This window comes from Streptomyces sp. P9-A2, from assembly GCF_036634175.1.
In the GTDB taxonomy this organism is placed as follows: Bacteria; Actinomycetota; Actinomycetes; order Streptomycetales; family Streptomycetaceae; genus Streptomyces; species Streptomyces pratens.
The window spans coordinates 2,483,402-2,495,976 of sequence record NZ_JAZIFX010000001.1; the positions used below are offsets into that span (position 1 = coordinate 2,483,402).

The following is a 12,575-nucleotide window of genomic DNA, read 5'->3' on the forward strand; positions in this document are numbered from 1 at the left end:
GTCAGTGAGCGATGCGCCGCATACGCCGCGGGTCCGGCCGGGTCGGAAGCCCGGGCAACACGGTCATAGGGGCGGTGAGCGTACTCGCCCTGTGCTGCGGGCTGTGGCTGCTGGGCGACGGGACCGCGACGCACGCCCCGCCCCAGCCGTCCGCCGCCCAGGCGCACTCCGCGCCCGCCGAAGACGGCACCGGACATGACTCCGGACGCCCCTCGGGGCAGGCCTCCCCACTGCCGCCCTCCCCGCCCGACCGGATCCGCATCCCCGCGATCGGCGTGGACGCGCCCCTGACGGGCCTCGGACTGACCGGCACCGGCAGTCTCGACGTACCGCCGCCCGAGCGGACGAACCTGGCCGGCTGGTACGAGGCCGGCACCACTCCCGGCGAGACGGGCACCGCGGTCGTCGCGGGCCACGTCGACAACGCCGACGGCCCCGCCGTCTTCTACTCCCTGGGCGCCCTGCGCAAGGGCGGCACCGTCGAGGTGGACCGGCGCGACGGCACCACCGCCGTGTTCACCGTGCACGCCGTCGAGGTGTACGACGCCCGGGACTTCCCCGACGAGAAGGTGTACGGCGCGGCGAAGCGCCCGGAGCTGCGGATCATCACCTGCGGCGGAGACTACTCACGCACCACCGGCTACCGGGGCAACGTCGTCGTCTACGCCCACCTAACGGGCAGCCGCTGAGCTTTGGGCAGCTGAGCCCTCGAGTGACCGGCTCCTTGAGCAGCCGGGTCCTTGAGCGGCCGGGTCCTTGAGCGGCCGGGTCCTTGAGCGGCTGAACCGCCCCGCGCGGCCGGCCGGCACCGCGTCTCACGCCACCCGGTGCGGGCCGGGCTACGCCTCCCCCAGCACGTTCGCCCTCCCCCACGCGCCCAGCGGTTCCAGCGCCTCGTTGAGCGCCGTCCCCCTCGGCGTCAGCGAGTACTCGACGCGCGGCGGGTTCTCGTCGTACTCCTCACGGTGCACGATGCCGTCGGACTCCAGCTCCCGCAGATGCGAGGCGAGCACCTTCTCGGTGATCCCGGGCAGCTCCCGGCGCAGGGCGCCGAAGCGGTACGGCCGTTCGTGCAGTGCCCAGAGGATCAGCACCTTCCACTTGCCGCCGATCACGTCCATCGCCGCGTCGATCCCGCACAGATACGCTCCCGGCCGCCGTACCGTCCCCATGCCCGCCCTCGTGCCCGTCACTCTGTCCGTCACCCTGTCCGCTCCCACTGCCTGCACCCTTTCCCCGAGGTAAGCACCCACTTCGAAGTACGTACTTGAGGGGGTTCCTCCCCCGGGCGAGCCTGGGGAGCATGACCGACAACGCCCTCTCCCCCGTTCCCGTCTCCCTGACCCTGCTCGGCGCCGGTGCCATGGGCACAGCCCTCGGCCGCGCCTGGCTCTCCGCCGGCCACCCGGTGACCGTCTGGAACCGTACTCCCGCCCGCGCCGCGGTGCTCGCCGCCGAGGGTGCGGCGGTCGCCGCGACCGCTGCCGAGGCGGTGGCCGCGAACCGCCTGGTGATCGTCTGCCTGCTCGACGACGACTCCGTCGGCGAGGCACTCGAGGGCGCCGATCTCACCGGGCGGGACCTGGTGAACCTCACCACCGGTACCCCGGCCGAGGGCCGTGCCCGCACCGCCTGGGCCACGGCACGCGGTGCCCGTTTCCTGGACGCCGGGATCATGGCGGTGCCGCCGATGATCGGAGCCCCGGAGTCCGGGGCGTACGTCTTCTACAGCGGTTCGCGCCCCCTGTTCGAGGAGCACCGGGACACGCTCGCCGTCCCGGCCGGTACCCGGTACGTGGGTGAGGACCCGGGGTTCGCCGCGCTGCACGACGTGGCGCTGCTGAGCGCGATGAACGGGCTGTTCGCCGGGATCACGCACGCCTTCGCCCTGATCGGCGGGGAGGACGTCGCTCCCAAGGACCTCGCGCCGCTGCTCGCCTCCTGGCTCACCGCCATGACCCCGGCTGTGCACGAGACCGCCGAGCGGCTGAGCAGCGGCGACTACACCTCGGGGGTGGTGTCCAACCTCTCCATGCAGGCCGCGGGCAACGGCACGCTGCTGCGCACGGCCGGGGAGCAGGGCGTGAGCGCCGAGCTGCTGATGCCGTACATGGACCTGATGGCCCGCCACGTGGCCGCCGGACACGGCGACGAGGACGGCGCGGGCCTGGTCGGACTGCTCCGCCTCCCGCCGACGGAGACGGCGGCGGCAGCGGCAGCGGCAGCGGCAGCGGCGACGGCAACGCGGGAGCGGGGCACCGGCCGGGCCTGAGCCCCGGTCGCCTCAGCCCCGGTCGCCTCAGCCCCGGTCGCCTCAGCCGGTGGGAGCGGTCCCGTCGAGGAGTTCGGCCGGGAGGCCGGCGCGGGCGCCTATGACCTCGAAGCCCAGCAGTCGGCCCGCCTCGTCCACGTCGAGGATGAGCTCGGTCTCCGCCGCCAGGCCTTCGACGGTCACCTGACGGACGGCGGCGGCGTCCGGGATCCGGGCCACCAGGGAGACGTACGCGGTGTCGTCGTCCCGGTCGTATGCGAGGTGCATGGTTTCCCTCCGGAGGAGCGTGGTGGTACCGCGCGATGTCGGGCGGTGTTACGGGGCGTTCCGAGTGTTCCGGGACGGCCGTCTCACGCCAGCCACTGTTCGTACGCCATGCTCGCCACCAGGGCGAAGACGACCACCAGCAGGACGATGCGGACGAAGCCGCTGCCCTTCTTCAGGGCCGTGTGGGCGCCGAGGGTGCCGCCCGCCAGGTTGAACACGGCCATCAGGCCCGCCAGTTGCCACAGCACCGCGCCCTGCCAGGCGAACATCGCCAGCGCGCCGGCGTTGGTGCAGCAGTTGACGATCTTCGCGGTGGCGGACGCGGTGACGAGGTCGAGGTGGAGCAGGGCGGTGAGCGCCAGGACGAGGAACGTACCGGTGCCGGGGCCGATGAGACCGTCGTAGAAGCCGATGCCCAGGCCGCCGAACCCGATCGCGGCGAGGACGCGGCGCCGCGAGACCGGGCCTGGTTCCGGCGCGGTGCCGAAGCTCGGGCGGAGGATGACGAAGGCGGCGACGGCGAGCAGGACCACCATGATCACGGGTTCGAGGACCTCGGTGCTCATCCCGGCGGCGAGGAAGGCCCCGCCCGAGGAGCCGGCGAGGGCGGCCAGGCCGATGCGTACGGCGGTCCGTACGTCGACGGGCGCCTTGCGGGCGTAGGTGATCGCCGCGCCGGTGGTGCCGACGATGGCGACCGCCTTGTTGGTACCCAGGGCGTGCGCGGCGGGGGTGCCGGCGGGCAGGCCGAGCAGCAGCGCCGGCAGCAGCAGGAGTCCGCCACCGCCGACCACCGCGTCGATCCAGCCGGCCGCCAGTGCCGCGAGGCAGAGGAGAACGACCGTGGTCAGGGAGATGTCGGGCATGGGCGTGACCCTACGAAGCGGATAGTTGTGCCGTCCATCGAGATGAGCGTTTCCTGAGGTTGAGGCTCCTCACAGTGTTCGGCTCACCAGGCCCGCTCACCGGGCTTTCTCGCAGTGTCCGCTCACCGGGTCCGCTCACCGGGCCCGTTCACCGGGCCTCCTCACACGCCGCTCCGCCGCGCGTCCCGAACCCTCACGCGCATCCCCCGCTTCCGCTGAGGGCAGCGTTCCGCGCGGGAAACAGAGGGGATGCCGCCGGGTAACACCCGCCCCGCACGCTCAGGGGCATGACCTCGAACGAGCGTGTGGTGGTGATCGGCACCGGCCTGGCGGGCGTGACACTCGCCCGGCGGCTCGGCGAGTTCGGCACGCCGGTGACGCTGATCGGCGAGGAGGAGCACCGCCCGTACAACAGGGTGCTGCTCGCCGAGGTGCTGGCGGGGCGGTACGGCCCCGAGGTGATCGCCCTGCCGGCGCCGGCGGCCCCGACGGTGCTGATCCGCGGCCGGGTCACCGGCATCGACCGGGCCGGGCGGACCGTCCGGTGCGCCGGCGGCTCCCCGATCGCCTACGACAGGCTGGTCCTGGCCACCGGTTCCAACGCCGTGCTGCCTCCCCTGCGCGGCCTGTTCACCCCGGACCGCGAGCTGCCCGAGGGCATGCACCCCTTCCGGACCCTGGACGACTGCCTGGGACTGTCCAAGGCGGTCCGGCCGGGGGTCCGGGCGGTCGTCATCGGCGGCGGGCTGCTCGGGGTCTCCGCGGCCCGGGCGCTGGCCGTGCGCGGCGCGCAGGTCGTCCTCGCCCAGCAGTCCGAGCGGCTCATGGAACGCCGACTCGACCCGGCCGCCTCCCGGCTCGTCCGGCGGCATCTGGAGGACCTGGGCGTCGAGGTGCACACCGAGTGCCGGGTGCGGGACGTGCGCTCGGCCGGCGGGGCGGTGCGGTCGGTGGAGCTGGCCGACGGGTACGCCCTCGGCGCCGACCTGGTCGTCCTCGCGTGCGGGGTCCGCCCGCGTGCCGGCCTCGCGCGGGCGGCCGGTCTGGAGGTACGCGAGGGCGTGGTCGTCGACGACGAGCTGCGCACCTCGGACCCGCGCATCCACGCGATCGGCGACTGCTCCCAGCACGCGGGGCAGGTCTACGGACTGGCCGCCCCGGCGCTGGAGCAGGCCGACGCCCTGGCCGCCCTGCTCACCGGGAACCCCGCCGCCCGCTACACCGGCACCCGGTCCCTGACCCGGCTCACGCTCACCGGGCCCGGCAGCCCCTTCGACCTCGCCGCGTTCGGTGAGACCGACCCCCGCCCCGGCGACGACGTCGTGCAGCTCGCCGACGCCACCCGGGGCACCTACCGCAAGGTCGTCGTCCGCGAGGACCGGCTGGTCGGCGGGGTCCTGGTCGGCGAACTCGGCACCGTCGGCGCGCTCGCGCGCGCCTGGGAGGGAGCAGAGCCGCTCCCCTCCGACGGCGGCCCCCTGCTCCACCTGCTCACCCACGACGGAGGCTCCTGATGACCACCGCCCCGGAGACCACCCCCACGATCGTGCTCGTCGGCCACGGCATGGTCGGCCAGCGCTTCCTCGAGGCGCTCGCCGAGCGCGGCCTGACCGCCACGCACCGCGTGGTCGTGCTGTGCGAGGAGCCGCGTCCGGCGTACGACCGCGTCCGACTCACCTCGTACTTCTCGGGGAGGACCCCCGAGGACCTGTCCATGACGGACCCGCGGTTCATCGAGGACCACGGCATCGAACTGCGTGTCGGTGACCCGGCCGAGAGCGTCGACCGCGAGGCCCGCGAGGTGACCGCCCGCTCCGGGCTGGTCGTCGGCTACGACGTCCTCGTCCTGGCCACCGGCTCCTACCCCTTCGTCCCGCCGGTCCCCGGCAAGGACGCCGAGGGCTGCTTCGTCTACCGCACCATCGAGGACCTCCTCGCCATCGAGGAGTACGCGAAGAACGCGACGACCGGCGCGGTGGTCGGCGGCGGGCTCCTCGGCCTGGAGGCGGCGGGCGCGCTCGACGGGCTCGGACTCACCTCGCACATCGTGGAGTTCGCGCCCCGCCTGATGCCCGTGCAGGTCGACGAGGGCGGCGGCGCGGCGCTGCTGCGCACCGTCGAGGGCATGGGCCTGTCCGTCCACACGGGCGTGGGCACACAGGAGATCGTGACCGGCGCGGACGGTGCGGTCACCGGCATGAAGCTGTCCGACGGCTCCGAACTCGCCACCGACCTGGTGGTGTTCAGCGCCGGTGTCCGCCCCCGTGACCAACTCGCCCGGGACTGCGGCCTGACGGTCGGCGAGCGCGGCGGCATCGCGGTGGACGAGCGGTGCCGCACGGTCGCCGACCCGCGCGTCTTCGCGATCGGCGAGTGCGCGCTGGCCGCCGACGGCCGGGTGTACGGCCTGGTCGCCCCCGGCTACGAACAGGCGCGGACCGCCGCCGCGACGATCGCCATCGCCGAAGCCGACAAAGCCGACAAGGCCGACGAGGCCGACGAGGCCGACCGGTTGACGTTCACCGGCGCCGACCTGTCCACCAAGCTGAAGCTGCTCGGCGTCGACGTGGCGTCCTTCGGCGACGCGCACGGCGCCACCGACGGCTGTCTGGACGTCGTCTACTCCGACTCCCGCGCCGGCCTCTACAAGAAGCTGGTCATCGGCGGCGACGGCACGCTGCTCGGCGGCATCCTGGTCGGCGACGCGGAGGCGTACGGCACCCTGCGCGCCTTCACCGGCTCGGTCCCGCCGGTCCCGCCCGAGTCCCTCGTCCTGCCCGCCGGGGCCGGGGCCCCGGCACAGCTGGGCCCGTCCGCGCTGCCGGACGAGGCCGTCGTCTGCTCCTGCCACAACGTCACCAAGGGCGCCGTCCGCGGCGCGGTCACCGAGCACCGCTGCACCACCGTGCCCGAGGTGAAGAAGTGCACCAAGGCCGGTACCGGATGCGGCAGTTGCGTGAAGGTGCTCGGTCAGCTCGTCACCGCCGAACTGGAGGCGAGCGGCGTCGAGGTCGACAAAGGGCTGTGCGGCTGCTTCGCGCGGACCCGCGAGGAGCTGTACGAGATCGTCCACGCCCTGCGCGTCACCTCCCACCGGGACCTGCTGGACCGGTACGGCCGCGAGGACGCCCGGGGCGGCGACGGCTGCGAGGTGTGCAAGCCGACGGTCGGCTCGATCATCGCCTCCCTCGCCCCGGTGATCGGTGCGAGCGGCTACGTCCTGGACGGCGAACAGGCCGCCCTCCAGGACACCAACGACCACTTCCTCGCCAACCTCCAGAAGAACGGCTCGTATTCGGTCGTCCCCCGCATCCCCGGCGGTGAGATCGCCCCGGAGAAGCTGATCGTCATCGGCGAGATCGCCCGCGACTTCGGCCTCTACACGAAGATCACCGGCGGCCAGCGCATCGACATGTTCGGCGCGAGGGTCGAGCAACTCCCTTTGATCTGGGCCCGCCTGGTCGACGCGGGCTTCGAGTCCGGCCACGCGTACGGCAAGTCGCTGCGCACGGTGAAGTCCTGCGTCGGGCAGACCTGGTGCCGGTACGGCGTCCAGGACTCCGTACGCATGGCGATCGGCCTGGAGCTGCGCTACCGGGGCCTGCGCTCCCCGCACAAGCTGAAGTCGGCGGTCTCCGGATGCGCCCGCGAGTGCGCCGAGGCCCGGTCGAAGGACTTCGGCGTGATCGCCACCGCAAGCGGCTGGAACCTCTACGTGGGCGGCAACGGCGGCGCCACCCCGCGCCACGCCGACCTGCTCGCCCAGGACCTCTCGGACGCCGAACTGGTCCGTCTCGTCGACCGGTTCCTGATGTTCTACATCCGCACCGCCGACCGGCTGGAGCGCACCTCCACCTGGCTGGAGCGGATCCCCGGCGGCCTGGACCACGTACGGGACGTCGTCGTGCATGACGCGCTCGGCATCTGCGACGAACTGGAGGCACAGATGCGGGCCCATGTGTCCCACTACCGCGACGAGTGGGCCGAGACCATCAACGACCCCGAGAAGCTGGCCCGGTTCGTGTCCTTCGTCAACGCCCCCGACACCCCGGACCCGGTCGTCGGCTTCGTGCCCGAACGCGACCAGATGAAGCCCGACCTGCCGCTGCTGAACATCGGCATGCGACCCGCGCAGTCCACGGAAGCCGCCCTGGAAGGGAGCGCCCAGCGATGACCCTGGCCCTCGAGACCACGGATCTGAAGGTCCGAATCCAGTTGCCCGACGCCTGGTTCGGCGTCTGCGACCTGAGCGTCCTGCTCCCCGGCCGCGGAGTCGCCGCCCTGCTGCCCGACGGCCGCCAGGTCGCCGTCTTCACCGACCGCACCGGCGGGCTGTACGCCGTCGACAACCGCGATCCCTTCACCGGCGCGGCGGTCCTCTCCCGCGGCCTGACCGGCACCCACCGGGGCCGCCCGTTCGTCGCCTCCCCGCTGCTCAAGCAACGCTTCGACCTGGAGACGGGCCAGTGCCTGGACGACGAGACAGTACGGGTCACGGCCTACCGGGTGAAAGCAGCCTGACCTGACGGGACGGGCCCGGCGGGGCCCGGGGGGCTCACCGGACGCCGGGCACGTCGTACGTCACCCCCGTCAGCTCCTCCGAGGCCGCCCAGAGCCGCTCCCCCATCGCGTCGTCGAGGGTCCAGGGTGCCCGCCAGGACGGTGCGGGCGCCCCGCGCCACAGGGCGAAGGACGGGCCGATGAACGCGTCGGGGCGTATGCCGGGCCTGGTCGCGGCGTACAGCAGGGGCAACGCGCCGGCCTCGGCGGACTGGGCGACGATCCGGTTGCCGAGCCGCATCACCCGCTCGGCGATCCGGCGGCCCTCGGCCCGCGGCCCCGCGGTCTGGAGGTTGGTGGCCGCGTACCCGGGATGAGCGGCTGCCGCCACCACGTCGCTGCCGTGCGCCGCCAGCCTGCGGGCCAGTTCGTGCGTGAAGAGCAGGTTGGCCGACTTGGAGCGGGCGTAGGCGAACCAACGCCGGTAGCCGCGCTCGCTGTTGAGGTCGCGCGCATCGATGTTGGCCATCGCGTGGGTCATGCTGGACACGGTCACGATCCGCGCGCCCGGCGCCGCGAGCAGCGCGGGCAGCAGCAGTCCGGTGAGGGCGAAGTGTCCCAGGTGATTGACCCCGAACTGGGTCTCGAACCCGTCCGCGGTCGTGCCGTAGGGCAGCGCCATCACCCCGGCGTTGTTGAGCAGCAGATCGACCCGCTCGCCCGAAAGGGCGGTCGCGAACTCCCGCACGGAGGCCAGGTCCCCGAGGTCCAGTCGCCGCACCTCGGCCTCGGCGCCCGGCACCTCGCCGCGCAGCAGGTTCAGGGCGTCCCGGCCGCGCGCCTCACTCCGGCAGGCGAGCACCACCCGCGCCCCCGCGCGGGCCAGTTCCCGCGCCGCGACACGACCGAGCCCGCTGTTGGCCCCGGTGACGACGGCCAGGCGCCCGCCCTGATCGGGAATGTCGTTCACGTTCCATCCGGACATGGCCGGACTCCCTCCACCGGCGTCGCACCTGTACGGACCTCTGTGGTCACCCTACGAGAGCCGGGTACCCGCCGCGCGGCAGCCGGTCATCCCCCCGTACGACCACATCCATGGCATGTTCATTCCATACGCCTAGGTTGCCCACCGCACGCCCCCGTCACCGACCGGTGACGGGACGGTTCACGGCACCCCTGGGAGCGACAGTGGAACGTCGTACCTTCCTTCGCGCGAGCGCCATGGGCGGCGCCGGCGCGGTCCTCGGCGGCGCGCTCTGGCACAGCGCCGCGTACGCGGCGCCCGCCCAGCCCGGTACGGGCCCGTACGGCACGCTCGGCGCGGCGGACGCCAACGGGATCCGACTGCCGGCCGGGTTCACCAGCAGGGTGATCGCCCGTTCCGGCCAGCAGGTCCCGGGCACCTCGTACACCTGGCACAACGCCCCCGACGGCGGCGCCTGTTACGCGGACGGCAGCGGCTGGATCTACGTCTCCAACTCGGAGATCGACCCCTCCGGCGGCGCGGGCGCCGTCCGCTTCTCGGCGACCGGCGCCATCACGGGCGCGTACCGCATCCTGTCCGGCACCCGGCAGAACTGCGCGGGCGGGAAGACCCCGTGGAACACCTGGCTGTCCTGCGAGGAGGTGGACCGCGGCTACGTCTACGAGACCGACCCGTGGGGGACGAAGGCGGCGGTCCGCCGGGACGCGATGGGCCGCTTCAAACACGAGGCGGCGGCCGCCGACCCGGTCCGCAAGGTCGTCTACCTGACCGAGGACGTCTCGGACGGCTGCTTCTACCGCTTCCGGCCGACCACTTGGGGCGACCTGTCCTCCGGCACGCTGGAGGTGCTGGTGGCGGGCAGCGGCACGAGCGGCCCGGTGAGCTGGGCGAGGGTCCCGGACCCGTCCGGGGCCACCGCGACCCGCAACCAGGTCTCCGGCGCCAAGCGCTTCAACGGCGGCGAGGGCTGCCACTACGCGAACGACACCTGCTGGTTCACCACCAAGGGCGACAACCGTGTCTGGCAGTACGACGCCGCCGCCCAGACCATCGAACTCGCCTACGACGACTCCCTGGTGACGGGCGGCTCCGCCCCCCTGACCGGCGTCGACAACGTCACCGGCTCCTCCTCGGGCGACCTGTTCGTGGCCGAGGACGGCGGCAACCTGGAGATCTGCGTCATCACCCCCGACGACGTCGTGGCCCCCTTCCTCCGGGTGAACGGCCAGTCCGGCTCGGAGATCACCGGCCCGGCCTTCTCCCCGGACGGCACCCGCCTGTACTTCTCCAGCCAGCGCGGCACGAGCGGCAGCTCGTCGGGCGGCATCACGTACGAGGTGAAGGGCCCGTTCCGCACGTAACGGCTTCCCGGCCTCCGCTCATGCGCGGGGTGGGGAGAACACACCCCACGCATGAGCGGAGAGCTACCGTCCGGTCACGTCACGTTCGCATCACGGGTCCACAAAACCTCCACACCCTCCCCCAGCCTCTCCCCTACCGTCGGCATCTCACACCCGGCAGACCGTCCCGGACGGGGACACGCTGCCGGAAATACGCACATAACTGGGGGATCCCCGTGAACCTGTCCTGCAAGTCCACCGCCGTGACCGTCGCCGCGCTCGCACTGGCCACGCTGCCCGTCACCACCGCCGTGGCCCATGAGGGCGCGTTCAAGAACTGCGACCAGGCGTACGCCGCCGGGCACTCCAACATCCCCGCGGGCAGCGAGCACTACGGCAAGCACCTGGACCGCGACGGCGACGGCATCGGCTGCGACCAGGCGCCGGCGGACTTCGTCCCCGTCGGCGACAGGGACAAGGGCAAGGACACCGGCTCGGGCTCCGCCTCAGACACCGGCACGGAGGCCGGGACAGGGGCGGAGAACACCGACACCACCGGACAGGGCGGCACCGACCTCGCCGAGACCGGCGGCAACAGCGCCACCCCGTACCTCGCGGCCGGCGGCGCGGCCGTCGTCCTGGCCGGCGGCGGTGTGCTGTTCGCGGCCCGCCGGCGCCGCAGCACCGACTGACCCATTCCGGAACGGCGGAGTGGCGGCACCCCGCACGGGGGCGCCGCCACCCGGCCCGACTCAGCCCCCTGACTCCGCCGCTCCTCGTCGGCTGCCAGTTCTGCTTGGTGGTCTGCTTCAACGCAGCGCGGAGCGAACCTCGTTCCGCCCGCTGCGGGAACGTCGTACGGGGACTTCCGGTAATCCGGTACGAAGCTGTCGCCGTCCTCATGGCAGAGGTGACAGGAGGCGCACCACTCAGTCCGCCGACCGTGGGCCACCGCACGGATTCCGTCGATAGCCCGGCGCTCGGCCTCTTCCCTGTCCGGCATCTCCGATCTCCGTCAATCGGCCAGGGTCAAGGGCCCGACCGTTTCGATTCCCACCGTCCTGGCCACCGCGCGGCAGAATTCTTCGGGTGGGCGGTACTGATGCTCCGTGATGTAGTGGATCACCAGGTTGGGTGCGGCGTAGAGCGTGCCGTCCGCTCCCCGCACCCGGATCTCCGCCGATCCGAGCCACACCTCGGTGTCCAAGGTGGGCCCGCCGAGGACAACAGGCCGGTCGGTGCCGCAGAACGCGCAGTGGTGGATGCCTCGCATCTGGTTGTCATAGGTGGCGCTGAGGACCTTCAACGCGTCCACTACACGCTCGTCGACGATCCCTCTGGGGTAGCCACGCCACCGGGCCAACCAGCCGACGTTGAGCATCTCGCGGTCCGACTCGCTGTAGGAGTACGGCGTCAAGTCGGGGTAGCGGGCCATTCATCGCTCCTCAGCGCCGTGGACTGCGGTGCTTCCGTCTGATCACCGTGTGGACCGAGACGCTAAGAAACTACTGCCGTCCTGGGGCCGGCAGCCAGCCGCAGGCCGACTTCCACCAGGGTCCAGCCGAGGCGGGTGCGGAGGGGCCGGGGGTGCCGAGCCGGCCGGGCGGCTACGGCGAGGCGGTGGGCGTCGGCTTCGGTACGGAGTTCGGCGGCGCGGATACGGTGCAGGGCGAGGTGGGTCTCGAGGTGCATCGGGCCGTGGCCTTTCAGTCCGTGGTGAGAGGGAAGGCGTGGGTGTGGATGCGCACCTGGGCGGTGTCGGCGTCGTCCTCGTCAGCGGCCCGGTCACGGTAGGTCTCGACGAGGGCGTGCATCTTCTCGACGAGCTCCCGGGTCAGTTCGGGCGTCAGCCGCAGCGTCGCGCTGCTCATGTCCCAGGTCCGGTTCCACTCCTCCGGCCAGGTCGGGCGGTTGCCGAGCCAGGTCGACAGGTCCCGGGTCTGGGCGGTCGCGACTTCGTGGAGGTACAGGTCGGCAGCCCCGCGTACGTCAGGGTTGACGTCGGAGAGCAGCGCGTCGTCGAAGCGCAGGCCCTGATGGACCGCCTTCCACCACCGCTCCCTGCCCTTGCCGTGCTCGGGGGCGTCCTCGATGAAGCCGTGCGCGGCGAGCCGGCGCAGGTGGTAGCTGGTCGCGCCGCTCGACTCGCCCAGTTCCGCGGCGAGCTGGGACGCGGTGGCCGGACCGCCGAGGCGCAGGGCGTCCAGCAGCCGCATGCGCAGCGGGTGCGCGAGCCCGCGCAGGGAGCGGGCGTCGAGATTGCGGACCTGCGGGCCCTGCGGTTCCTGGGGCTCGTTCATGACTACAAAGGTAGCGTTGCAAAGAAACCCTTGCAAGAGTTTCTT

General features: G+C 72.6%; 14 protein-coding genes. 7 read left to right on the forward strand and 7 right to left on the reverse strand.

Features of this window, described 5'->3' with window-relative positions; all coding sequences use genetic code 11:
• Window positions 1-11: 11 nt before the first annotated feature.
• Complete coding sequence (locus V4Y04_RS11285; protein WP_332427445.1) at window positions 12-689, forward strand: class F sortase; 678 nt, start codon at window positions 12-14, stop codon at window positions 687-689.
• 150 nt (window positions 690-839) lie between these two features.
• On the opposite strand, the gene V4Y04_RS11290 is transcribed toward V4Y04_RS11285, so the two are convergent.
• Window positions 840-1,172, reverse strand: coding sequence for a winged helix-turn-helix transcriptional regulator (locus tag V4Y04_RS11290; RefSeq protein WP_332432789.1), 333 nt, complete (start codon window positions 1,170-1,172; stop codon window positions 840-842).
• 131 nt (window positions 1,173-1,303) lie between these two features.
• On the opposite strand from V4Y04_RS11290, the gene V4Y04_RS11295 reads away from it, so the two are divergent.
• A complete protein-coding gene (locus tag V4Y04_RS11295) occupies window positions 1,304-2,272 on the forward strand; it encodes an NAD(P)-dependent oxidoreductase (RefSeq protein WP_332427446.1) in 969 nt (322 codons plus the stop codon).
• A gap of 42 nt (window positions 2,273-2,314) precedes the next feature.
• Here the strand turns inward: V4Y04_RS11295 and V4Y04_RS11300 are convergent, their stop codons facing one another.
• On the reverse strand, window positions 2,315-2,539 hold the full coding sequence (locus tag V4Y04_RS11300) for a DUF2283 domain-containing protein (RefSeq protein WP_332427448.1): 225 nt from the start codon (window positions 2,537-2,539) through the stop codon (window positions 2,315-2,317).
• Between the two features lie 83 nt (window positions 2,540-2,622).
• Window positions 2,623-3,405 (reverse strand): sulfite exporter TauE/SafE family protein, encoded by a 783-nt coding sequence (locus tag V4Y04_RS11305; protein ID WP_332427449.1) that lies wholly within the window; start codon window positions 3,403-3,405, stop codon window positions 2,623-2,625.
• 287 nt (window positions 3,406-3,692) lie between these two features.
• Between V4Y04_RS11305 and V4Y04_RS11310 the strand changes: the two genes are divergently transcribed.
• Genes V4Y04_RS11310 through nirD form a run of 3 tightly spaced genes read left to right on the forward strand, consistent with a single transcriptional unit; the run spans window position 3,693 to window position 7,926 of the window.
• Window positions 3,693-4,919, forward strand: a complete 1,227-nt coding sequence (locus V4Y04_RS11310; protein ID WP_332427450.1) for an NAD(P)/FAD-dependent oxidoreductase — start codon at window positions 3,693-3,695, stop codon at window positions 4,917-4,919.
• Window positions 4,919-7,579 carry a nitrite reductase large subunit NirB gene (gene nirB / locus V4Y04_RS11315; protein ID WP_332427452.1) on the forward strand — a complete coding sequence of 887 codons (2,661 nt, stop codon included), beginning with the start codon at window positions 4,919-4,921 and terminating at the stop codon, window positions 7,577-7,579. The genes V4Y04_RS11310 and nirB overlap by 1 nt, the downstream gene beginning before the upstream one ends.
• Window positions 7,576-7,926, forward strand: a complete 351-nt coding sequence (nirD, locus tag V4Y04_RS11320) for a nitrite reductase small subunit NirD (RefSeq protein ID WP_332427454.1) — start codon at window positions 7,576-7,578, stop codon at window positions 7,924-7,926. The genes nirB and nirD overlap by 4 nt, the downstream gene beginning before the upstream one ends.
• 34 nt (window positions 7,927-7,960) lie before the next feature.
• Here the strand turns inward: nirD and V4Y04_RS11325 are convergent, their stop codons facing one another.
• Window positions 7,961-8,890, reverse strand: a complete 930-nt coding sequence (locus V4Y04_RS11325) for an oxidoreductase (RefSeq protein WP_332427456.1) — start codon at window positions 8,888-8,890, stop codon at window positions 7,961-7,963.
• A 203-nt stretch (window positions 8,891-9,093) separates the two neighbouring features.
• On the opposite strand from V4Y04_RS11325, the gene V4Y04_RS11330 reads away from it, so the two are divergent.
• A complete protein-coding gene (locus tag V4Y04_RS11330; RefSeq protein WP_332427458.1) occupies window positions 9,094-10,251 on the forward strand; it encodes an alkaline phosphatase PhoX in 1,158 nt (385 codons plus the stop codon).
• Between the two features lie 215 nt (window positions 10,252-10,466).
• Window positions 10,467-10,922: an excalibur calcium-binding domain-containing protein gene (locus V4Y04_RS11335; protein ID WP_332427459.1), complete on the forward strand. Its 456-nt coding sequence runs from the start codon at window positions 10,467-10,469 to the stop codon at window positions 10,920-10,922.
• Between the two features lie 323 nt (window positions 10,923-11,245).
• On the opposite strand, the gene V4Y04_RS11340 is transcribed toward V4Y04_RS11335, so the two are convergent.
• The 3 genes from V4Y04_RS11340 to V4Y04_RS11350 form a co-directional block, all read right to left on the reverse strand.
• Window positions 11,246-11,665 (reverse strand): DUF7919 family protein, encoded by a 420-nt coding sequence (locus tag V4Y04_RS11340; protein WP_332427461.1) that lies wholly within the window; start codon window positions 11,663-11,665, stop codon window positions 11,246-11,248.
• A gap of 62 nt (window positions 11,666-11,727) precedes the next feature.
• Window positions 11,728-11,922 (reverse strand): hypothetical protein, encoded by a 195-nt coding sequence (locus V4Y04_RS11345; RefSeq protein WP_332427463.1) that lies wholly within the window; start codon window positions 11,920-11,922, stop codon window positions 11,728-11,730.
• 14 nt (window positions 11,923-11,936) lie between these two features.
• Complete coding sequence (locus V4Y04_RS11350; RefSeq protein WP_332427465.1) at window positions 11,937-12,530, reverse strand: ArsR/SmtB family transcription factor; 594 nt, start codon at window positions 12,528-12,530, stop codon at window positions 11,937-11,939.
• Window positions 12,531-12,575 lie beyond the last annotated feature (45 nt).

Bases quoted from the DNA above. Each gene is read 5' to 3' on its own strand.
- V4Y04_RS11285 (WP_332427445.1), top strand. From the start codon at position 12: ATGCGCCGCATACGCCGCGGGTCCGGCCGGGTCGGAAGCCCGGGCAAC.
- V4Y04_RS11290 (WP_332432789.1), bottom strand. From the start codon at position 1,172: ATGGGGACGGTACGGCGGCCGGGAGCGTATCTGTGCGGGATCGACGCG.
- V4Y04_RS11295 (WP_332427446.1), top strand. From the start codon at position 1,304: ATGACCGACAACGCCCTCTCCCCCGTTCCCGTCTCCCTGACCCTGCTC.
- V4Y04_RS11300 (WP_332427448.1), bottom strand. From the start codon at position 2,539: ATGCACCTCGCATACGACCGGGACGACGACACCGCGTACGTCTCCCTG.
- V4Y04_RS11305 (WP_332427449.1), bottom strand. From the start codon at position 3,405: ATGCCCGACATCTCCCTGACCACGGTCGTTCTCCTCTGCCTCGCGGCA.
- V4Y04_RS11310 (WP_332427450.1), top strand. From the start codon at position 3,693: ATGACCTCGAACGAGCGTGTGGTGGTGATCGGCACCGGCCTGGCGGGC.
- nirB (WP_332427452.1), top strand. From the start codon at position 4,919: ATGACCACCGCCCCGGAGACCACCCCCACGATCGTGCTCGTCGGCCAC.
- nirD (WP_332427454.1), top strand. From the start codon at position 7,576: ATGACCCTGGCCCTCGAGACCACGGATCTGAAGGTCCGAATCCAGTTG.
- V4Y04_RS11325 (WP_332427456.1), bottom strand. From the start codon at position 8,890: ATGTCCGGATGGAACGTGAACGACATTCCCGATCAGGGCGGGCGCCTG.
- V4Y04_RS11340 (WP_332427461.1), bottom strand. From the start codon at position 11,665: ATGGCCCGCTACCCCGACTTGACGCCGTACTCCTACAGCGAGTCGGAC.
- V4Y04_RS11345 (WP_332427463.1), bottom strand. From the start codon at position 11,922: ATGCACCTCGAGACCCACCTCGCCCTGCACCGTATCCGCGCCGCCGAA.
- V4Y04_RS11350 (WP_332427465.1), bottom strand. From the start codon at position 12,530: ATGAACGAGCCCCAGGAACCGCAGGGCCCGCAGGTCCGCAATCTCGAC.